Annotated in this window: 25 protein-coding genes; 6 read left to right on the top strand and 19 right to left on the bottom strand. The window is 67.1% G+C overall.

The annotated features are described in order from the left end of the window. Positions 1 to 103 precede the first annotated feature (103 nt). Positions 104 to 1,375 (bottom strand): DUF3631 domain-containing protein, encoded by a 1,272-nt coding sequence (locus ACFQO7_RS26490; RefSeq protein ID WP_376808909.1) that lies wholly within the window; start codon positions 1,373 to 1,375, stop codon positions 104 to 106. After that, positions 1,372 to 2,256: a bifunctional DNA primase/polymerase gene (locus ACFQO7_RS26495; RefSeq protein ID WP_376808910.1), complete on the bottom strand. Its 885-nt coding sequence runs from the start codon at positions 2,254 to 2,256 to the stop codon at positions 1,372 to 1,374. The genes ACFQO7_RS26490 and ACFQO7_RS26495 overlap by 4 nt, the downstream gene beginning before the upstream one ends. A gap of 106 nt (positions 2,257 to 2,362) precedes the next feature. On the opposite strand from ACFQO7_RS26495, the gene ACFQO7_RS26500 reads away from it, so the two are divergent. After that, positions 2,363 to 2,917: a hypothetical protein gene (locus ACFQO7_RS26500; protein ID WP_376808911.1), complete on the top strand. Its 555-nt coding sequence runs from the start codon at positions 2,363 to 2,365 to the stop codon at positions 2,915 to 2,917. A 115-nt stretch (positions 2,918 to 3,032) separates the two neighbouring features. Beyond that, positions 3,033 to 3,224: a hypothetical protein gene (locus tag ACFQO7_RS26505; RefSeq protein WP_376808912.1), complete on the top strand. Its 192-nt coding sequence runs from the start codon at positions 3,033 to 3,035 to the stop codon at positions 3,222 to 3,224. A 184-nt stretch (positions 3,225 to 3,408) separates the two neighbouring features. Here ACFQO7_RS26505 and ACFQO7_RS26510 read toward each other — a convergent pair whose 3' ends face one another. The 14 genes from ACFQO7_RS26510 to ACFQO7_RS26575 all read right to left on the bottom strand — a co-directional run bounded on the left by ACFQO7_RS26510 (position 3,409) and on the right by ACFQO7_RS26575 (position 12,083). Then, on the bottom strand, positions 3,409 to 3,660 hold the full coding sequence (locus ACFQO7_RS26510) for a hypothetical protein (protein WP_376808913.1): 252 nt from the start codon (positions 3,658 to 3,660) through the stop codon (positions 3,409 to 3,411). Between the two features lie 25 nt (positions 3,661 to 3,685). Continuing rightward, positions 3,686 to 5,305 (bottom strand): DNA cytosine methyltransferase, encoded by a 1,620-nt coding sequence (locus ACFQO7_RS26515; protein WP_376808914.1) that lies wholly within the window; start codon positions 5,303 to 5,305, stop codon positions 3,686 to 3,688. After that, positions 5,302 to 5,430 carry a hypothetical protein gene (locus ACFQO7_RS26520; protein WP_376808915.1) on the bottom strand — a complete coding sequence of 43 codons (129 nt, stop codon included), beginning with the start codon at positions 5,428 to 5,430 and terminating at the stop codon, positions 5,302 to 5,304. Before ACFQO7_RS26520 ends, ACFQO7_RS26515 begins: the two co-directional genes overlap by 4 nt. Positions 5,431 to 5,715: 285 nt before the next feature. Beyond that, entirely contained in the window at positions 5,716 to 7,800 is a 2,085-nt protein-coding gene (locus ACFQO7_RS26525; RefSeq protein ID WP_376808916.1) for a cell division protein FtsK, read from the bottom strand. Positions 7,801 to 7,804: 4 nt separating this feature from the next. Beyond that, a complete protein-coding gene (locus ACFQO7_RS26530) occupies positions 7,805 to 8,059 on the bottom strand; it encodes a hypothetical protein (RefSeq protein ID WP_376808917.1) in 255 nt (84 codons plus the stop codon). Positions 8,060 to 8,172: 113 nt separating this feature from the next. After that, a complete protein-coding gene (locus tag ACFQO7_RS26535; RefSeq protein ID WP_376808918.1) occupies positions 8,173 to 8,454 on the bottom strand; it encodes a hypothetical protein in 282 nt (93 codons plus the stop codon). A gap of 92 nt (positions 8,455 to 8,546) precedes the next feature. After that, positions 8,547 to 8,990, bottom strand: coding sequence for a single-stranded DNA-binding protein (locus ACFQO7_RS26540; RefSeq protein WP_376808919.1), 444 nt, complete (start codon positions 8,988 to 8,990; stop codon positions 8,547 to 8,549). 122 nt (positions 8,991 to 9,112) lie between these two features. Then, entirely contained in the window at positions 9,113 to 9,475 is a 363-nt protein-coding gene (locus ACFQO7_RS26545; protein WP_376808920.1) for a hypothetical protein, read from the bottom strand. Next, positions 9,472 to 9,762 carry a hypothetical protein gene (locus ACFQO7_RS26550; RefSeq protein WP_376808921.1) on the bottom strand — a complete coding sequence of 97 codons (291 nt, stop codon included), beginning with the start codon at positions 9,760 to 9,762 and terminating at the stop codon, positions 9,472 to 9,474. Before ACFQO7_RS26550 ends, ACFQO7_RS26545 begins: the two co-directional genes overlap by 4 nt. Further along, positions 9,759 to 10,934 carry a hypothetical protein gene (locus tag ACFQO7_RS26555; protein WP_376808922.1) on the bottom strand — a complete coding sequence of 392 codons (1,176 nt, stop codon included), beginning with the start codon at positions 10,932 to 10,934 and terminating at the stop codon, positions 9,759 to 9,761. Before ACFQO7_RS26555 ends, ACFQO7_RS26550 begins: the two co-directional genes overlap by 4 nt. Positions 10,935 to 10,952: 18 nt before the next feature. Next, positions 10,953 to 11,123 carry a hypothetical protein gene (locus ACFQO7_RS26560; protein WP_376808923.1) on the bottom strand — a complete coding sequence of 57 codons (171 nt, stop codon included), beginning with the start codon at positions 11,121 to 11,123 and terminating at the stop codon, positions 10,953 to 10,955. After that, the gene (locus tag ACFQO7_RS26565; protein ID WP_376808924.1) at positions 11,120 to 11,338 is read right to left on the bottom strand and encodes a hypothetical protein; all 219 of its coding nucleotides are present in this window, start codon (positions 11,336 to 11,338) and stop codon (positions 11,120 to 11,122) included. Before ACFQO7_RS26565 ends, ACFQO7_RS26560 begins: the two co-directional genes overlap by 4 nt. Beyond that, positions 11,335 to 11,676: a hypothetical protein gene (locus tag ACFQO7_RS26570; protein WP_376808925.1), complete on the bottom strand. Its 342-nt coding sequence runs from the start codon at positions 11,674 to 11,676 to the stop codon at positions 11,335 to 11,337. Before ACFQO7_RS26570 ends, ACFQO7_RS26565 begins: the two co-directional genes overlap by 4 nt. Continuing rightward, positions 11,676 to 12,083 carry a hypothetical protein gene (locus tag ACFQO7_RS26575; RefSeq protein WP_376808926.1) on the bottom strand — a complete coding sequence of 136 codons (408 nt, stop codon included), beginning with the start codon at positions 12,081 to 12,083 and terminating at the stop codon, positions 11,676 to 11,678. Before ACFQO7_RS26575 ends, ACFQO7_RS26570 begins: the two co-directional genes overlap by 1 nt. Before the next feature lie 817 nt (positions 12,084 to 12,900). On the opposite strand from ACFQO7_RS26575, the gene ACFQO7_RS26580 reads away from it, so the two are divergent. Then, positions 12,901 to 14,025, top strand: coding sequence for a tetratricopeptide repeat protein (locus ACFQO7_RS26580; protein WP_376808927.1), 1,125 nt, complete (start codon positions 12,901 to 12,903; stop codon positions 14,023 to 14,025). On the opposite strand, the gene ACFQO7_RS26585 is transcribed toward ACFQO7_RS26580, so the two are convergent. Next, positions 14,018 to 14,623, bottom strand: a complete 606-nt coding sequence (locus tag ACFQO7_RS26585) for an NUDIX hydrolase (protein ID WP_376808928.1) — start codon at positions 14,621 to 14,623, stop codon at positions 14,018 to 14,020. The two genes, ACFQO7_RS26580 and ACFQO7_RS26585, sit on opposite strands and share 8 nt — an antisense overlap. Before the next feature lie 412 nt (positions 14,624 to 15,035). Between ACFQO7_RS26585 and ACFQO7_RS26590 the strand changes: the two genes are divergently transcribed. From ACFQO7_RS26590 to ACFQO7_RS26600, 3 genes are all read left to right on the top strand, one after another. Continuing rightward, positions 15,036 to 16,640 carry an RNA-directed DNA polymerase gene (locus tag ACFQO7_RS26590; protein WP_376808929.1) on the top strand — a complete coding sequence of 535 codons (1,605 nt, stop codon included), beginning with the start codon at positions 15,036 to 15,038 and terminating at the stop codon, positions 16,638 to 16,640. A 62-nt stretch (positions 16,641 to 16,702) separates the two neighbouring features. Then, a complete protein-coding gene (locus ACFQO7_RS26595; protein WP_376808930.1) occupies positions 16,703 to 17,344 on the top strand; it encodes a hypothetical protein in 642 nt (213 codons plus the stop codon). Between the two features lie 44 nt (positions 17,345 to 17,388). Further along, positions 17,389 to 18,018 (top strand): hypothetical protein, encoded by a 630-nt coding sequence (locus ACFQO7_RS26600; RefSeq protein ID WP_376808931.1) that lies wholly within the window; start codon positions 17,389 to 17,391, stop codon positions 18,016 to 18,018. A 118-nt stretch (positions 18,019 to 18,136) separates the two neighbouring features. On the opposite strand, the gene ACFQO7_RS26605 is transcribed toward ACFQO7_RS26600, so the two are convergent. Both ACFQO7_RS26605 and ACFQO7_RS26610 read right to left on the bottom strand, forming a co-directional pair. Continuing rightward, positions 18,137 to 18,946, bottom strand: a complete 810-nt coding sequence (locus ACFQO7_RS26605; protein ID WP_376808932.1) for a hypothetical protein — start codon at positions 18,944 to 18,946, stop codon at positions 18,137 to 18,139. Between the two features lie 139 nt (positions 18,947 to 19,085). Further along, on the bottom strand, positions 19,086 to 19,623 hold a 538-nt coding region (locus tag ACFQO7_RS26610; protein ID WP_376808933.1), incomplete at its 5' end, for a WD40 repeat domain-containing protein.

Here is a 19,623-nt window from a genome sequence, read left to right on the forward strand (position 1 = left end):
TCAGAGCCGCGCTGAGCCAGGATTTCGGCTCCGTGAGTACATAGGGCAGCGCGGTACATCACGGTGCGAGCCCGGAGGTTCCGTCGAGGGGCCATCGGTGTGGTCACTTGGCCCCCTCGATGACGTAGAGCCGGGGGGTATCCGTCCCAAGCGTCCCAACCGTCCCACCGCTGGTCAGCCCTGGGACGGTTGTTTCGGTGGGACGGTTGGAACCGTCCCAGCCGGAGAACCGTCCCGCGTCTGAGCTGGTCTGGGACGGTTGGGACGGCTGGGACGGTTCCCCCTGCCTGTTCGGGACATCGGGGGTGCAGTAGCGGTCCCAGGCGTCGGCGAACGACGCGCGGGTGTAGCCCTTCGCCTGCCCGGTCGGGAAGCGGATGTTGCCCGCCGAGCGGATCTCGAACTCGCGCAGCATCACGCCCAGCTTGTGCGGGGTGAAATCCGTCCACGGCGACTCGTCCAGCGCCCGCAGCCGTTCGATGAGCTGCGCGGTGGGCAGCGCGTCGGCGTCGGCGGCGGTGAACACGGTGCGGCAGTCCGTCAGCAGCCGCACGCGGTCGCTGGTCGCGGCGTTGTCCTCCTTCGCCCCGGTCAGCGTGATCGCTGCGGTGCGCGCTCGGATCGGCCAGTCACCTCCGGCGAGGTCGGCGAGCGAGATCAGCGGTTCCCAGGTGTCGGCGGCCCGGTCCTCCACCGGCATGACCGGTTCGGCGGTACGCAGTACGTCGAGGTGCCCGCCGAGCCATTCGGCCAGTTCAGCGCCGAGGGCGGCGACCATGGGGCGGTCGCGCATGATGCGCCAGGGGCGGACTTTCTCGCGGCCGGCGCGGCGGCGCATGTGTACGACCACGGCCCTGTCTTCGATGGTGTCGGGGGCCGCGCCGATGCCCGCCATGGCGGCCATGGCGAATGTGGCGATCTTCTCCACGCGCTGGGTGTTGGCGTCGTAGCGCAGCGCGGGCCGGTTGCGCTGGTGGCCTGCGTTGAGCAGGCCGCGCAGGTCTTCGGATGAGCCTGCGGCGGCGGGGCCGAAGATGGTGTCGTACTCGTCGATGAGCAGGGTGGGCGGGTCGTCGGTGCCGATTGCCCGATATACCGCTGCGGGGCTGGCGTTGACGGTGATGAGGGGGTTGTGGCAGGCGGCTTCGACAAGGTCGAGCAGCCGGGATTTGCCGCAGCGCTTCTCCGGTGCGCGGATGACCAGCCGGGGCGCGCACGCCCACGCGGGCAGGGCGTAGGTGGCGGCGATCCATAGGACCACGGCGTCGAGGGATTCGGTGCTGGGCAGGATGACGTACTGGGCGATGGCGGCCCGGAGGCGGTCGAGCAGGGCTGCGCCGTCGATGGCGGGTGGTTTCTTGGCGGGTCGGGTCACAGTGTCACTCCTTCTGCGGCGAATCCGTCTCGGATGGCGTTGGGGGTGCTCTTGGCCCAGGGCCAGCCTGCGGCGTCGCAGGCTGCCACCAGCCGGTTATAGGCGTCGGTGCTGGTCATGTGGCCTGCGGCGACGATGCGGGCGGCACCGCGGGCGCAGCCGTACAGGGTCACGCGTCGGCGGCCTTCGCGGGCTGTGCTGATCCGGTCGACCAACGTGCCCATGAGCCGGTCGGGATGGGAGATGGCCCCCGCGCTGCGCGCGCGCAGGTGTGGCCCGGTGTGGGAGCTGGCTGGCGGGCGCCGTACGGGCTTGACACACTCGCTGATCAGCGCGGGGGCCATCTCCTCCACTCGCGCCCCGGCGTCGGCGAACGTGTAGGGCAGACCGGTGACCGGGTGACGCGAGGGCGGCGCCACGACGTACCCGCCGTCTGCCTTCACGTCGACACCCGGACCGAGCCGCCTGCCCTGGTCGCCGGGCACGTAGATGCCGGGATGGCGGTAGTACAGGTGCAACCCACCGGACCCGGTGCGCACGTATCTGGTTGGCGGGGTCAGCCCTCGGTCGACCAGGCCGCGCACCGTAGCGAACCCGCCGTGTCCGTGGTCCACATCGACCACGACCAGCCCGGACGGGGCACCGGTGCGGATGGCCAGTAGGCCGCGTGGCACGGCCCGCAGCATCGCGGCGATGCGCTGCGGGTCGGTGTTGGCGGCGTAGAAGCCGTGGCAGGTCAGGCACGGGCACGCCTGCGGGTCGTGCGGTGTCTTCTCGCGCCTGGCGGTCTCGCAATTCGGACAGAGCGCTACAGGCCGTTTGGACCGGCCCAGCAGGAAGACGGGCCAGTCGTTGGCGGCGTAGCGCAGCGCAGCCGCCAACAGGGGGTGAGCCGCCGCAGGCGGCCTTACTGGTCCTCCGGCAGTGGTATCCACAATTCCTCCATCAAGATGTGTTGCATTGACGTAGGGCGCTAAGGTGCGCCGCGTGGAAGCCCTCTGGAATGTCCTGGATGCCGTCGGCTCGTTCGGCGGGATGATCCTCGCCGGAATAGCTGGTTATGTCGCGTATCGCCTGTTCAAGGTTGAGTCGCGAAGAGACGAAATAGCGCAGCAGTTTCACTCGGACCAGGCTCAGGAAAGGGCGCGCGAGCAAGCTGCCCACATCGGGTTCTGGTGGGACGACGAGATGAGTGGACTAGTCGTTCACAACGCATCCGCACTGCCCATTTACGAGGTGGGGTTGTTCAGCGCCATCAGCTACGAGGACAAGTTGCTGAACGTGGAGAGTTTTAAGGGGGCTGTTAGACCGGGGGCAAACTGGATTCCGAAGACTCCCGATACGGCCTTTATGGAAAGCCGCTTGATCGTGCTTCGTTTTACTGATTGCTCGGGTTTGGCCTGGTTCCGCGACTTGGCAGGCACCTTAGTAACGATCGGGCGCCTGGCCGTAGCCGGATCCGACCGGCTAATCGAGATTGCGCGCTACACTGCGTGGATCGAGGGTCGGCAGATCATCAGTGAGTCATCAACGGATTCGTAGAGGACTCCATCAGAGCGATCCGCCGCCATCCCCTCTTGGTTCGGGTCTTCGCGGGGTGGTCCCCTGCTCGTTGCGGGGTCAGCGAGGATGGCGTGCCGCTCCTACGCTTGCCTTCGTGAAAACCTCCTTGGCTCCATTCATGGGCATCCTGGGCAGCCTCAGCATCGGTGTGGCCTTGTTCATGCTGCTCAAGCTGTTCACGACGAATGTTGGACCGGTCGGGCAAGTGGCTGTAGCCGGGATTCTCTTCATCGGCGGGGCACTGATGCGCATCGAGGTTGCGATCAGGAAGGGCAAGACCGACTAGCTCGGGCTATGGGTTCGGCAGTGGTCCTGTGGGCAAGCCATGCAGCGGCTCGGCCGCGATTGAGATTTGTGCCGCTGTAGGCGGCCTTTCTACTCTTCTGCTCGTGCTGTTCATGTGCCCTCCGGGGTGGCGGTGGGGACCGGCGGATCATTCGGCCGGCCGGTCCTGGGGTGGTGTTGGCGGCTCATCGGAGGGTCAGCGCCCAGGCCTCGATCACGGCCATGCGGTGTTCGTTGGTCGGGGCGGCGTTGATCTCGCGCATTGTCTCGGCGTAGTCGATGGCTTCGGTGGGGGTCATCGCCATCAGTTCCAGGTCGGTGAGGGCGAATAGTTCGGGGTAGCGGGCGCGGATGGTGGGGCCGACGTCGGTGGTGACGTCGAGGGTGGTGGTCATCCAGGGCTTGCCAGTGAGGGCTTCGTAGATTTGCGGGATCACGGCTGGTCTCCTTCGTGTCGGTGGGTCAGGCGGCGACGTGGGAGTCGAGGGCGGCGGCGACCTGGCCGCCGAGCCATTGGGCGACGTTGGCGGACACAGCGTTTCCGGCCTGCATGGTCTGCTCGGAGACGTTGCCGTGCACGGTGTAGGCGTCGGGGAAGCGCTGGGCGCGCAGTTGCTCGCGGGGTTTGAGCATCCGGAAGTAGCAGTCCTCCACGGCCACGGCTGGGCGAAGCAGCGCGCCGGAGTCGTGGGTGGCCATGGTGTGCAGCGGGGCGTCGGTGGTGGTGGGGCGGTTGCCTCTGCGGTAGGGGATGACCAGGGCGTGGTGTCCGCCGCCTGCGGCCATGGTCTGGAACGGCTGGCCGACACGGTGGGCGGTGCCGTGGTTGCGCAGCACCGCGACGAACGGTTCGGGGGCGATGAGGGCGTGGTTGCTGCCGGAGGTCATGAGCGTGGCCAACGGCTGTTCGGCGGGGTCGGTGTTGCGGGGCCGTCCGGAGCGCAGCAGCGTCAGGAACGGCGCGGGGGTGACCACGGCTTCGGACTCGCGGGTCAGGCGGGTGCGCATCGGGGCGTTGACCGGCCATGCCTGGTCACCCCGGCGGCGTCCGCCGGCCGGGACGAGCATCGGCGGGGTGGCGAACCCCTCGCCGATCTTCAGGGTGCGGGTCGGCAGCGGACCGCCGTCGATGGGCAGGGCGCGGCTGTCGCTGTCGCCGTGGTTGACCGTGATCAGGGTCTGCCGGTCGGTGAACATGTCCAGCCCGTGCCGGATACGCGCGACGGTCGCCGCGGCGAGGGGTCTGGTCTTGTCGCCGATGCGCTCGCCGACGTCGGTCCAGTCGATGGCGGCGCGGGCGGGCATCACATAGGGCTCGACCTGCGCCTGTCCGCAGGCGGTGTTGGGGCAGAGGTAGACGTACTGCTCGCGGTATGCGCCGATGCGGCCGAACTGGCGGACCTTCGGGGTCTCCTTCCACGCCTGTACCGCGTGGACGTCCGCCCCGCAGGGCTCGCACCAGGCCAGGGGCCGGGGTGCGACGTCGGGGGCCGGGATGCCGGTGCGGGTGAACACCAGGTACATGCGGTCGCGCCACTGCGGGGCGTAGGGATTGCCGTCCCCGCCGATGTGGGCCGAGGAGGTGCATACGGTCTGCTGGGTGTAGCCGAGCTGCCGCATCCCGGCGCACCACCACTCGAACAGCTCCCACTTCCAGGCGACCTCGGGCACGTTCTCGACGAGCACGGCGGCGTAGCGGTGGACCTCGGTGGCGCGGATGACGTCGTGGAACGTGGCTCGGGTGCGCTCGAACCCGGCCTGGGCGACGTGGCCGCCGGTCTCGAACATGTCGAGTTGGCCGCGCGGGCGCGGTCGGGCTTTGGTGGCCTTGGCGGAGCCGCCGGCCGGGGACGCCTCGGTGCAGATCGGCGACGCCCACAGCACGTCGGTGCGGGGTAGGGCGCGCATGTCGTAGTTGTTGACGTCGGCGCACAGGTGCTCGGCGTGCGGGAAGTTCGCGGCGTGGGTGTCGATGGCGGTGCGCCAGTGGTTGGCGGCCAGGGTCAGTTCCAGTCCGGCGGCGGTCAGCCCGATGGAGCTGCCTCCGGCGCCGCAGAAGATGTCGGTGAAGGTCAGGCTCATCGGGCACCGTCCTTGGCCCGGGCGGCGCGGGCCGCTTCGGCGTTGGCGTTGTGGAAGGCGTTGTACACGCGGCGGCCGATCCGCAGCCGCAGCCGGGAGCCGCCGCAGCGGCGGCAGGTGGTCACGTTGCGTAGCAGGATGGTGCGTCGGACGCCGGTTCCACTGCATGGTCGGCAGCGCCGGAACGGCCGGACCCAGCACAGCAGAACATAGATTCCGGTCGCTGTGGTGAGGGTGAGGGTAGCGGTGAGTTCGGGTGTCACGAGGGGCCTCCACGGCGGGTTTCGGGCCTGTTCTCGGCATGGCGCTACCCGCTACCTGGTCACAGTCGTCGCAGGCAGGGGTAAGGATCGGCGGTAGCGGCACGGGTAGCGCAGCCGCTACCTGTGCCCCTGCCGCTACCCGTGGCGCTACTGGTTGTCCGGAGCCTGGTGCGCGTCGCGTTCGGCGGCGAACTTTGCCACCACATCGCGGCGGTAGCCCCGAAGGTTGACGCCGGAAATCTTCACACTCTGTGACGGGACGCCGAGGGCACGTGCCATGTCGGACAGCGCCTCGGCGGTGATCGCCGGGTATGCGGCCGGCCACCGCTCGGTCAGTGCCGGGGCGGCGACCGCCCAGTGCTGGCCGTTGTCGCCGGACACGCTGAGCAGGTCGGCGAGCAGGTCACGGGCTTCGGGCAGGTCGGCGCCGACCGGGCGTGCGCCGCCGCGCAGTGTGATGGCGCGGGCGATGATCGATGCGGCCTGCTCGGCGGTGGGGTACTGCGACAGCACTGACACCGGGGCTGGGCCGCCGGTCATGACGCCCCAGCCCGCATCGACCACGGGCTTGTAGACGGTGCCGGTGACCCCGCGCTTGTACATGCCCGTGCCGAGGATCATGTCGTTTTCGACCTGGCCTTGCACGGACAGGCACCAGCGGTTGGTGACGCAGCGGGTGATGTTGGGCGGCAGGCTGGTCTTGTCCGGGATCTGGGTGGCCAGGACCACGATGATCCCCAGCGCCCGAGCCCGCTTGATCAGCCGCTCCGCGTCGTCGGCGGCTTCCTTGTGCGCGGCGAACAGTTCGTGGGCCTCGTCGATGATGATGACGATCGGGTGCAGCCCGGACCCGCGCTTACGCGCCAGCTCGGGTGTGACCTTGCCCTCCGGGGCGTGTCCGGCCTGTTTGGCGGCCAGGATGCGCTTGCCGCGCCGCTCGGCCTCTGCGAGGGCCCACGACAGGATCGCCGCGCCCTGGCGTAGCGCCTCGTCGTCGACCCCGACGACGTAGGTGGAGCACAGCGGTTCGAAGTCGAGGAAGTCGCCCGTGCCCTTGAACTCTGCGATTTTGAATTCGACCGTGGGGTCCAGTGCGAACATCTGCCCCAGCGCGCGGGCGGCGTAGCTCTTGCCCGATCCGGGCTGCCCGCCGATGAGGAACGAGCGTGCGAACCCTGAGGTCTTGACCGGTCGCTGGCGCTCGTCGGACCCGAACTCCTCCTCCCGGAAAACGCTGGTCACCGCAGCGTCGGCCAGCAGCGACCAGCGGGGCTTGGCCATCTTGGATGCGGGCTGGTAGCCGACCCACAGGTCGAGCTGCCCGGCGTGTTCGGGTCCGGGGGCGGGCCAGACCTGGTCGATGGGCAGGCGCAGCGCCGAGGACAGCGCGGCGCGTTTCTCGATGGCCTTGACCGCCTCCACGCCCAGCGGCAGGTTCACCCGGGCCAGCCAGCCCGGTCCGTCGCGGTGGATCGGGGTCGGGAATTCGAGCTGGGCGGGGTCGTTCAGGCCTTGCAGCTTGACCGCGACCAGCGCCGCGCGGACCTGCTCGGCGGTGAGCTTGGTGAACTTCGGCGTGTTCGATACCCGGTCGGTGATCGGCCGGTCGGCGGGCTTGCCCGCGTGCGCGGCGACGGTCACCGCGGCTGCGGCTGCGGCGTACCAGCCGATCGGCGGGACCGCCCCGGACAGCTCCAGGACCGTGCCGGCCGCGCACGCGGCGGTGCCGGCCGCGCCGAGCAGCATCCAGCGGGGCTTGGACTCCTTGGCGCGGGTGCGGTTGAGCGACTGCCAGGTGTAGGCGTCGTTGTGGTCGGCGGCGTGCTGGCGCAGCCCCCAGTTGCCCTCTTCCGCGCTGGCCCACCGCAGCGCCCGCCGAACGAGGCGGTATGCGCCGCGCGGGGCGTAGAAGGCGAGCTTGAGCCCGTACTTCGGGCCGCGCAGCGCGTGGAACGCCGTGTAGTAGCCCACATCGTTGGCCAGCGCGCGGATCGTGGCGCGCCGGGTGTCGGCCGACAGCACCCACCCCGGAACCAGGGGCACGCGCCGGGTCCGGCTGGTCACATCCGCCCACGTCACCGTCGCGGCGGCGCTGTCGGGCTCGTCGACGGGCGCGCCCAGGTCGGGCCGGTAGACGGTGTAGGACTCGGCGTCGACCGGGCCGCCCGGGGCGGGCACGGTGACGCGGGTGGGTTCGTCGTCGTCGTTGAACACGACAGGGGTCAGTGCCATGGCGCTACCTCCGGTCGGCGTCGATAAGGGCGGTGATCAGGCGTTCGTGGAGCTGGGTCAGCAGCCGGCCACGCGGCATCGTCGGGCGGTCAGCCTCACTGCGCATCAGGGCTTCTGCGGCGGCGACCGCGCCGCGCAGCTCGGCCAGACGGTTGGACAGCCACGTGCACCACTGCTGAAGCTGGGCGATCAGGGCGCGTTGGCGGGCGATCTCGGCGTGCAGCATCGGGCACACGCCGCACGGCTGCTGCTCGCTCACCAGGCACCCCCGGGGTTCGGGGCGGTTGGGCTGGGCATACTGGGTGCGCTCCTTCCGCGAAGGGGTGAGCGGGACACGGCGTGTTTGAGGAAGCCGGCGTGTCCCGCGCCTGCTCACTGCCCGGCGTCACCGGACGCGGCGGGCTCCGTCGCGTCGAGCAGGTCGGTGAGGTCGTCCTGGTGCCAGTGGTAGGCGATCCGGGATCCCAGGTAGGCGGCCACGAACAGCCCGCCCAGGCCTCCGATAAGCCAGTACGGCGCGCCGAACACCCAAGTCAGGACGGCGGCGGCCAGCACGAACGCGGCAACCGCGGTCGTGGCGTGGTAGCGGGTGGCGCTGGCTTCGGCTCGCGACGCGAGCACCTCGATCGCGGACAGGTCATCGATGTCGTGCACGGCGTTCCTCCCTCTCGGCGTGACCCACGACGGGCCGCCACCGCGACGGGCCGGGCCGGTACGCCCGGCCCGCACGGTGGAGGCCGGTCGGATCAGAATGGCGGCTCGTCGCTGGTGTCGGCCTGCCACGGGTCCGCCTCGCCCGTCGCGGCCGGCGCACCGCTGCCGGTGCGGGTCAGCTTCTTGACCTGCGCGGTCGCGTAGCGCAGCGACGGGCCAACCTCCTCGACGTCGAGCTGCATCGCCTGGCGGTTCTCGCCCTCCGGGGTCTTCCACCGGTTGAGCTTCAACCGGCCGGTGACCACCACCCGCGACCCCTTGGCCAGGGACTCGGCGATGTTCTCGGCCAGCTCTCGCCAGGCCGAGCAGTTCATGAACAGCGGGTCGCCGTCCTTCCACTCGCTGTTGGCCTTGTCGTAGTTGCGCGGGGTGGATGCGACGGTGAACTTGCACAGCGCCGCCCCGGCCGGGGTGTAGCGCAGTTCGGGGTCGGCGGTGAGGTTGCCGACCAGGGTCAGGGTGGTCTCGTTAGCCACGAGCAGGCTCCTTCAGGTGAGGCGTCGCGTCCAGCTGGGCGCGACGCGTCGGGGCAGGTCGCCGGGTCTGGCGGCCACCGCTCCCGGCCAGGGGTGATGAGCCCTGGCCGGAACGGAGGCGGTCAGCAGCCTTCGGGGATCTCGCAGGTGTAGGCCGATGCGCAGCCGCGCACCAGCGCCACGAACCGCGCGCCGGTGACGGTGGCCTGCACCGCCGGGTCGGCGGTCAGCACCAGCACCGGGCGGGTCCAGTCGTGCCCGGCCAACAGCCCGGCGCCGGTGCGGGCGCAGTGCACGCACGTCGGCACGGCGGTCAGCACCCGCCCGGACTCGGCGTGCACCAGCCACCAGCCGCCGCTGTAGCGGTACTCGGCGTTCACCGCCGGGACGATGAGCAGGCCGGGCGCGGCCTGCTCACCCATCACCGGCACGCGCGGGCGGGCGAAACCGCCCAGGTCGAGCCCGACCTCGGTCAGCGCGCTCATGGCTTGGGCTCCTCGCTGTCGGCGGGGAAGCACTGCGGCGCGGTGCAGGCGACCGCGCCCCGGTGCAGCGCCCATCCCGCCGAGTAGCTGCGTGCGTCGCTGGTCGGCGGCTGCTCGGGCTCGGGGGTGTGGCAGGCCGGGACCAGCGTGTGATGGCGGACCTGCTCGTCACGGCCGAACACGACACGGGTCGTCGACCAGGCGTGCCCGGCGTAGCGGTGCGCTAGCGCACCGGGCCTGACCGGGCCGTCGGTGACGATCTCCCAGTGCGGGCGCAGGCGGCTCATCGCTGGCCCCCGATCGTGGCCAGGTCGAGGTTCATCTCGGCCAGCTTCGGCGCGCCGTGCCAGGGGCGGGCGGCGGAGACGTAGCCGTCGAACAGGCCGATCAGGAACGCCGTGCCGGCCGCGCCGATCGGACCCACCGAGTGCGCCAGCATCGGGCCGACCTGCTGACTCCAGTCGACCCCGGTCACCCAGCCACCGACTATGTTCAGCGCCAGCGACGTGCCTAGCGCGGTCCATTCGATGGCGTCGGCGCGCCAGTCGGTGTCACCACCGGCCGAGCGCAGCACTGCCCGCCCGATGATGATCAGGCCGACGATCGCGATCAGCGCGGGCTCCATCGCCCACGCCGCCCACCAGCCCGGCGACCCGCCGGTCAGGCCGAGCAGCCGCGCCACACCGGCCTGCACGCCGGTCGTCGACCAGGCCGCGAACGCGACAAGGACCGGCACACCGGCCATGAGGGTGACCGACCGGACGCGGGCCACGCGCAGCGCCCGCATCTCCGCCGAGCCCTGGATCTGAGCGCGCAGTCGAGCGCGGGTGCCTGAGCGTGCCGCGCGCCGGTACAGCGCCGCCAACTGCGCCGCGTCCGCGCTGTCGCGTGCCCGCTCCCGACGCGCGAGCTCGGCCGCGCGGGCCTGCTCACGCACATCACCGAGGGCGATACGGTGTTCGGCCTCGGCCGCGCGCCGGGCCAACTCGTCGTGCCGGGCGATGTCCAGCCGCGCCCGCTCGTCGTCGAGCTTGGCGGCCTGCGCCAGCACTGGGGACACCTCGGCGGGCACCGGATCCGGCAGCGGAGGCGCGGCGACCGGGATCGGGTCGGCGACCGGTAGCGGCGGCACCACTTCGGTGATCTTCGGCCCTGGGGCCACGTCAACCGTCGTCTGCGGCGACGCCTCGGGCATGATCGGCGTTTCGGTGATCTCCGGCTCCAGGGCCGGACCGGTCGTGTCGGCCCGCTGCGGCGTGGCCGTGGTGTCGGTCAGGCGCTCGTCGGGGGCGGGGGCGGTCAGGGTGGACAGCAGTGCGTTGGCCTTGATCTCGCCGATGCGGAACCGCTTCATGGTGGCGTTGCGCGACGGGGCCGCGCCCAGCTCGGCGGCCCAGGCGTGGAAGTCGTCGAGCATCGCGGCGACGGTGGGCGGGTGGACGCTGGAAGGTGCGGTCATGGCTATGGCTCCTCTCGGTCAGCGGTTCTTGCGGATGCGGGCCTCGGCCGCGAACACGGCGGCCTGGTCGCGCTCGGACATGTCGGCCAGCACGGCACGGTCGTGGCCGTGCCGCTCTAGGGCACGCAGTAGCGCGACCGTGGCCGCGTCGGCGGCATGCTGGTCGGTGCAGGTGTCGGGCTTGCTCACCGGGACACCTCCACGTCGCGCAGGGCGCGCGACAGGCGCTGCAATGCGCGGAACTGCCGGGTGCGGGCGCGCTTCCAGTGCTTGGCGGGCTTGCCGTCGTGGCTGCCGTCCGCGTACGCGAACCCCAGCGCCATCGACGAACCGCCGTAGCGGATCGTCATGTCGACGACCGCGTCACGGAGCTGGTGGGCACGCTCGCTCGCGAAGTACCTCACCGGGCACCCCTGCTCAGCGGGTAGCGGCGCACGCAGGTGGCGTACACGCGCACGTGCCAGGCCCGCCTGGTCGGGAACGGGTCGGAGACCTCGATCAGCGTCGTGGCCTCGTCCAGGACGGTCAGCAGGCCGACCACGTCGGCGTAGCCGCCGATCAGCCGCAGCTCCACCGGGTGGCCGGGGTCGGCATCGGTGTCCAGGGCGGTGCGGTACATCGCCTCGCGCTGCATGTCCCGGAGCCGCGCGGTCAGCGCGCTGGCCTGCGGGTCGGTCAGCTCACCGCGGTTGCGGCGCCGGGCGACCTCACCGATCGCACGGCCGATGCGAGTGCGTGCCATCAGCTGGCCTCCCGCCGTGCCGCAGCAGCGCGGGAGCACACGAACCGGTAGCCCCGGTTGCGCCGGGTACGGACCTCGGCCAGACGGCGGCGCACCTCGGCCCGCTCGCACTCGGTCAGCTCCAGCTCCTCACCGCGCATCGCGCGGCGTACCGCCACCTCGTCGATGTAGGACGGGTCCGGCTCGATGTCGAGGGGCAGGCCGTGCTCGATCGCGAGCAGCAGGTCGTCGGTCAGGGCCTTGGCCCATGCCGACCCGCAGGCGACGTGGCCGAGCAGGTCGGCCGGGTCGATGTGGACGTGGCCGGCACAGTGGCGGGACGCCACGGCGGCGAGTGGGTGTTCGGTGGTCAGCCAGGCAGCGCCTGGCTCGTCGGCAGGTGCCGACGCGATAGCCTGAACAGGCATCGCTCTCTTCCCTTCAGCAGGTGGAGTGGATGCGCAGGCCCCGGCAGGGGCGCAATCCCTGCCGGGGCCGTCTGCTGCGGTCATCGACCGCTGAGCCGCCACCCTGGCGGCTACCGCGCGGGCTGGGTGAGCCCAGCCCCACGGAAGCCGTCAGCGCGCCGACCGGCGGGCGCGGGTGGAGCGGTGGGGGCAGCGGCCGTCATCGGCGGGCTGCGAGGTCACGCGGCCGCAGCGGCACTCGCGCCATGCGGCAGAACTGCGGATTGAGACACGAACACGGTTGGCGAGAGTCATCCCGGCCACCTCTTCCTGAATCCGGCGGAGCGAGGACCCAAACCAGCCCGGGGCGCGGCGTCCATGCCGCGCCCCGGAACAGGCAGAACCCGGCAACGAAGGTCGGGGCTGTGCAATCAGCGCTCGCTATCCGCTCACTCGCCCCACTCGCCCGGGACCTACCGGGGTCGGCCACCAAGTGGCTCAATGCAGGGATGCTGCTGCGGCTTCGCTCGCGCCTTTTCCTGTCGCTGTGTAGTTCTCAATGACCAAGCGGTCACCAGCAGGTACGGCAAAGCCGAGGCCTTTCCGCGCTGCTGGGCCTAGGTTCGAGAGTACAGACTCAGTCTGTACTTCGCAACGTGTTGTGTCGCCGGACGCTGGCGCGTCCGTCGCCGTTGGCACTTGCTTCTGAGAACAGCTTCCGCCGGGAAAGCGGCCCGCCACAGAGGACTTGCACGGACTGCGGGGGACTCCTATGCGGACTCGCTGCACTTGCGAAAGCGCGGAGAGTTAGGCATGTTGATCTGCCAAGGGGGAACAGATGCAGGCAACGGAGATCGACGATCTGTGTCAGGCGCGCGGCTGGTCCCGCGCTCGTTTGATTCACGAGCTGCGGCGGGTCGCACGTGAGCGCAACGTAGAGCTGCCCGCGGACGACAGCTTGCGCCGGATGATCAGGCAGTGGGCTGCCGGTCACCGCGGGTTCTCAGACTTCTACGCAGGGCTCATGGGAGCCGTGTTCGGGGCCGAGTTCACGACGGGCAAATCGATCGCCGAGGTTCGCGAATCCCATACCGAGCCGGAGCTGATCGACCGCCTTCACAGTGCCGCAACCGTGGATTCCGGCTTGATCCTGCTGCTGGAGCAGCAGACGGAGATGCTGCGAGTTCTCGACCGCAGACTCGGGGCGGTTCACCTGCTGAAGCAATCAGAGCAACACCTGATTCAGGTTTCCGACTTGTTGAGCCACAGCCTGCCTGGTCCACACCGGGCTGCGCTCGGCGCGACGGCTGCAGAAGCAGCGGCCCTGGCAGGCTGGCAGGCGCTCGACCTCGGAGACGCGGCAGAGGCGTGGAGACACCACGAAACCGCGAAGAACGCCGCGCGGGAATCGGGCGACCCAGCCATCCTCGCTCACGTGACGGCGCAGCAGGCGTACGCGCTGCTCGACGCCGATCGGGGAGGGGAAGCGGTGCAGCTCATGCAGTACGCCCGCGAGTCAGCCGGCACAGCGATACCCGAACTGATGCGGTCGTGGCTGTGGGCGGCAGAGGCAGAGTCGCTGGCTGCGATGGGGGAGGGGTTGGCGTCACGGCGGGCACTCGATGAGGCGGCGCGGCTCTTGCCAGCACAGCCGACGCGGGCAGAGTTGCCGTACATCATGCTCGACAGCACGCACCTTGGCCGCTGGCGCGGCCACTGCCTCGCTCGTCTTGGTGCTACAGAAGCAGTCGAGGACCTCACAGCGTCGTTGGAGTCGCTCGATCCGACATGGGCAAGAGCAACGGCAGGACACCACACTGATCTGGCGTTGGCGTACTCAGTGCGAGGTCAACACCACGAGGCGCGCGAGCAGGCGCGCAAGGCGCAGGCCTTAGCCAACCGCACGGCGTCGGTTCGGCAGAAGCAGCGCATTGCCCGCCTGCTCAGCAGCGGCCTCAATTGATGTGCGTCGTGTCGCCAGCCGGCTGCGTAGCGCTTGGACCGCTCATGGCAAGGACGTGAAGAAGAGCGACCAGGGTGCCGGAGTTGCTGACCAGACCTGAGCGGATTAGCTCTGGCACTTCAGCGAGCGGCACCCACTGCATGCGCTCCATCTCGGTTGTCTCGGTCGGCTCGCCGATCCGCTCCGCACCCCGACCAAGGAAGACGTGATGCGGGCAGTTCACCATCCCGATCATCGGCTCGAAGGTCACCAGGTGCTCCAGCGACCGCGGCCGGTATCCCGTCTCCTCCTCGATCTCACGGGCCGCCGTCACGGCCGGCTCCTCGCCCTGGTCGATAAGACCGCCGGGTAGCTCCCAGTTCCACAGGTCGGGAACGAACCGGTGACGCCACATCAGCAGCACATGTGTCTGTTCGTCGTTTAGCAGTGCGGTCATCGCTGCAGCTGGCATCCAGACGGTGTGGTGCTCGAAGCGCTGGCCGTCCGGCAGTTCGACGTCCGCCATGTTCAGCCGGATCCACTCGCTTCGGTAGACGTTCCGGCTCCCGTGCACGACCCAGCGGGTATCGGTTCCCTGTGATTCGGCTTCCACAGCCACCCCCTAAGCCTCGTCGTCGCTCAGTGTCGGGCGTCCGCCCACACCAGGGCGGGGTCGTGCTTCGTGCCAGGCAACGATGCGGGCTGGACGCCACATGTGCGTGCGGCCAACCGTCATATCTGGTTCCGGCATCTGGCCTCTCGCGCGGTACGCGCTGATCGTGCCAACGCGCACGCCGAGGTAGGCGGCCACATCGCTGGTGGTCCACCATTCTGCGGAAGGATCGGGCACTCCGACATTCTGCCCCATGCCGTTCGCAGCGGTGCGGCGGCGGCTCATGACTCCGGTGCCTGAACCGGTTAGCTGCCAAAGTCCACCTGTTTCAGGTATTTATCAGCACTCTTGTAACTGCTAGCGTCCGATGCCCGATTCTTCACAACGCCCCACCGAGTTGACGTTCACGGAGCGATGGATGCTGAAACCGAAGGCTGCCTTCGATATTGCAGTTCGCAATATATCGCGTTGGGGCGATACGGACGTGTTCCCATTTGCGGTTGAGAACCACATTTTGCACGACCGGAAGTCGGAAGTCGTTGACCTGCTCGCCGCAATGCATGGCAATCTTGACGATGCGCTTATGAAGCACCCCCCTCTGATCGAAAGTTCCCTGTCCCTTATCACATACGAAGGATTTAGGAACGTCGCGCAGATCGATCCGATCTGGAATGCGTACCTGCTTGGACTGGTTCTTCAAGTTGCGCCCGAGATTGAGTCGGCTCGAATAGCGAAATCGCAGAATGCAGTCTTCTCATACAGGCTAAATATAGATGTGCAGAGCGGATCGCTCTTTGATCAGGGCGGCTGGAATAGCTTTTCTGAGGCATCTCATGCTGTAGCAGCCGATTACGAGTATGTCGCAGTATGCGACATTGCTGACTTTTACGGACGGATTTACCATCACAGGCTACAGAATTCCTTGGCATTGCTCGGACAAGCGGGTGATGTGCCGGGAAAGGTGGACAAGCTTCTGGGAATGTTTTCAGGCGGCGTATCGTACGGACTTCCGGTCGGCGGGCCAGCGGCCCGCATCCTGTCCGAGTTATTGCTTAATCGAGTTGATCGCCTTCTCGCGACCCGCGGGATTCGCTTCTGCCGGTACGCAGACGATTACCGGCTATTCGCACATAGCGAAGAAGAGGCCTATAGCAACCTGCTCTTCCTGACCGAATCCTTGCTAAGAAACGAGGGTCTCTCTCTTCAGCGACACAAGACACGAGTGCTGGCGGCCAAAGACTTTGTTCGGTCGCCGCTACTCCTGCCCGAAGACGCTGAGGGTCTGGATGGTCGTGAACGGGATGAGCGCCGTCTTCTTAGACTTTCGCTTCGCTTTGACCCCTACTCGGACACCGCCGAAGAGGACTATGAGCGCCTTCGCCATGACGTGGAACAGTTTGACGTCATTGGCATGCTAACGGCGGAAGTAGCCAAGAGCCGCGTCAATACTCCGGTCGTGAAACGCTTGGCTCAGATCATAAAGCTATTCGCCCCCGATGTTCGGGATGCTGCTGCTGAGATGCTGGCTAGCAACCTTCGCGTTCTTGCCCCTGCGCTTCCGGTGGTTCTGCGAGTGCTGGAAGAGATCCTTCCGGATCTCTCGGAGGATCTAAGGCGCCGTATTCCTGCCGAGATACGGCGGCGGGTTGCTGCCGGTGAATATTGGCTGATGGTGCCGATCAACCTTGCTTACGCGCTAAGGGTACTACGGCACGATGGATCGGAGGAGAACGTTACTCTTTGCGCTCAAATATTCCCACAAGCCCCCGCGTTCATTCAGCGTGACATTGTCTATCTGATGTATGGATGGGGCGCTGACTACTGGCTCTCGGATAAACGGAAGCAATGGATGTCGCAACACCCGTGGGTTAAACGTGCCCTGTTGCTCGCATCCTATTCACTGGGCGACGAGGGATCTCACTGGCGTACCGCGGTGCGAGACCAGGTCAATGGGTTCGACCTAATTTCAAAGAAGTGGATGGCAGATCGGGTTCAAGCGAACCGTCGGGAGATTCCGCTGTAATGCCTAGCGCTGAAAGGTTCGCGGCCTCTAACGCTTCATACTGGCAGCGGGTGTTGCCTAGGTTGGATCACTTCATTCGCATATCCAACGTCGCCGTTCGTACTTTCGACACGCCGATCAAGTGGAGCCATCGGCCGAAGAGACATGCTTTGGTTAGCGAGACCGCGTTCTATCTATGGTCAGATTTTCAGGCCGGTGATCGTCCGAATTTGGCTAGAGCCGAGTCGCGTGCCAGAGGCAGGTTGGCACAGGTCGCTAATCAATTGGAACTGCCGGGATCGTTAGACCAGACCGAAGTCACGATGGCGATGCGTTTGGCCCACAGAATGGCTCAGTACGCCGAAGGCTTCTTGGTTCCAGGTTCCGTTGAGATAGAGAGGCGGCTTCCAGGCATCGGTTGGATTTCAGGCGGACTTCCAGATATTACTGCTCAAGCGCGCAGCGTCGGGATAGTCTTGTCCGAAGTGAAGGCGGTTGATCGTCCATTTCGATCGGTTGACATGCGTCAGATGGTTGTTTATGCGGTTCTTTACTTCGCGCAACATCGGCGGCTTCCTGCATGTTTATCAGTGGTGAATCCGTTGAAAGGCGCAGCGATTGAGGTGGGGACCGACGAGTTTTTTGCCGACGTGGTTGGTCTGCCGGCAGACGAAGTAATAAACCATTTGCTAATTGAATGGTCTGCGGCGGGAGTTTCGCCTTAACCGTAATGCGCTACCCGTGAAAGGCAAGGAGGACTTCGGGCAACATGGTCTCAATAGTAATTCAGCCACAACTCGAACTGCCTGGAGCGATAGCGGCTGGCATCACCGCCGGAAAGTTTTTCCTGGACGGAGGGGTCGTTCGTGATGCCGTCACGGGAAGAATCGTTAAGCTCTTGAAAGACGCGGGCAGCGCGAGCAACAATCATGGGGCATTTCGGCGCGCCGCAGCGAGACTGAGATCACCAGGCGTCGTGGCCGCTGTTCTGACGACGGTGGCTGCTGCAGGCGCAGTTGCGTTTGTCGTGAAGAAGCGAAGAAATGCGGCCAAGCGCGAATTACCTCAGTGTGTCGCTAACCTCAACGCCTCGCTGTGCGAATATCTGGAAGCCGGTCGTGCGGGAAACCTGGACGCAAGTGTCATCGGCCGGCTCATTTCTGATTTGGATGCTGTGACGGCATATGCTGACAAGGGCGACATTATTGTCGACTTCTCGACTGAGCTATGGGAATCGCTGGCCAATCTGGTAACTGACCACACGCAAAAGCTTGCCACAGCCTATTCCATAGAGGTGGACGGCGTTCGGGAGAAGAGGGCAAAGTCCGGGAAGGACAATGTCATTGACTTGCGCCGCTATCTCAAAATCCAGCAGCAGGTCGTAAGCGCGGCAGCGTAATCAATCACTTCGGGGTGAGGTTAAACGTACACCTATCCGCCTTACCCAGCCGGTGGATGCGCTGTAGGGCCCTGGCTTAAGCTCGGGCCTTACGGTGCAGGTTGACGCCTTGCAACAGTTAGGGCTTGTAAAGCACGCCGCTGTTTAGCCACTGCACGAGAGTGGCAGCGAGATGTACCGCCGCTTCTGCCTCAGCCTGCGTCTGCCGACGCGAGTTCGGGCTGCCTGCATGGCGCGACTGCCCATGCCAAAGGACCTTAAGCATCTCGATCAACGCACCTGGAGCTGATGGCTGTCCCGAGGTGTTGGCGATTGATAGGGCCCACTGATCCCGTTGGTTGCCGAGGTCCGCGATCACCCTGCCGAGGGTACCGCGGGGGTTTGCTGGGCACACGAGAGGACAAGCAACGGCCTCGACAGCGAGAACCGCCTCGTCGTACGCCCGGTCGGGGTCTGGGTGTAGGCCGTATGCACCATTCCAGGCCCCTCGCAGGTGCTCGGCTGCATCGTCAGCCGCTGTCGTTACTGCCGTAGCGGCTGCTTGTGTGACTGTCTCGTCCAACCGTCGTTCTAGGCCGGTGCCGTCAGACCTAATACGCCAGCCAGCACCTCCGGCCGTTAGCAGTTCGTTCAGTTGGTCGAAACGCCACTTCCCGGGTTCGACCTCCCAGGCCAGAAGAGCATCGATTACGTCGAGTAAAAAGGTGTCGGATACGCCGGACAGGGAACCAATGCTATCGACGCGGAGGCGTAGCTTCAGCGTGCCTTCAAGTCGGCGAATCTGGTAGCCGTCTGCTGGGTAGCAGTCATCCACCCAATGCTCCAGCGCGTCACGCAGGTAGCTGGGAATGCCATCGTGGTAGGTGGCGTCTGGGCCTTGGCCTGCGATCCTGCGGCTCAGCGGGGCCCACGGGTCCGTGGCGTTCACATACGTACGGTACAGCCGGAGCAGGAGCTAGGTCGACGGCAATCCTGGGTGGATGATCCATCCGCGTAGCTGTTCGGGCTTTGTCGATGATCAGACGTCGCCGCACTGAGATGTATGCGGGGAAGGTGCGTTTCGGGGTTCAAACGAGGATTGCTTCGAAAGCGTAGACGCCGCGGTTTCCTACGGGATATATGGTTCTGGCGTATGCGGCTATGTTCAACACCTGGCCATCGAGCCTTACGAGACCAATGTTATTCCATGTTCTGGACCAAATCGCGATCGACGTGTCGCCTGCGGTGACCAGCCAGGTGCCGTCGGGTTCGACATAGATCCGCTTGACGCCGTGCCGGTGCCCGGTGTCGAGGTAGTGGAGGTGTTGGCCGGTGTGGGGGTCCCAGATCTGTACCACCGGGTCGCCGCTGCCGCGGGAGGTGTTGGCGGTGGTGGCGAGCCAGGTGCCGTCGGGTGCGATGTGCACCTGCCCTGCGCCGTGCCGGTGGCCGGTGTCGAGGTGGTGTAGGTGTTGGCCGGTGCGAGGGTCCCAGATCTGTACCACCGGGTCGCCGTCCCCAGTGTCGAAGAAGAGGTCGTAGGGGGAGGTGTTGGCGGTGGTGGCGAGCCAGGTGCCGTCGGGTGCGATGTGTACGTGTCGCACGCCGTGCCGGTGGCCGGTGTCG

Origin of the sequence: Catellatospora aurea, assembly GCF_042663325.1 — a bacterium.
In the GTDB taxonomy this organism is placed as follows: domain Bacteria; phylum Actinomycetota; class Actinomycetes; order Mycobacteriales; family Micromonosporaceae; genus Catellatospora; species Catellatospora aurea.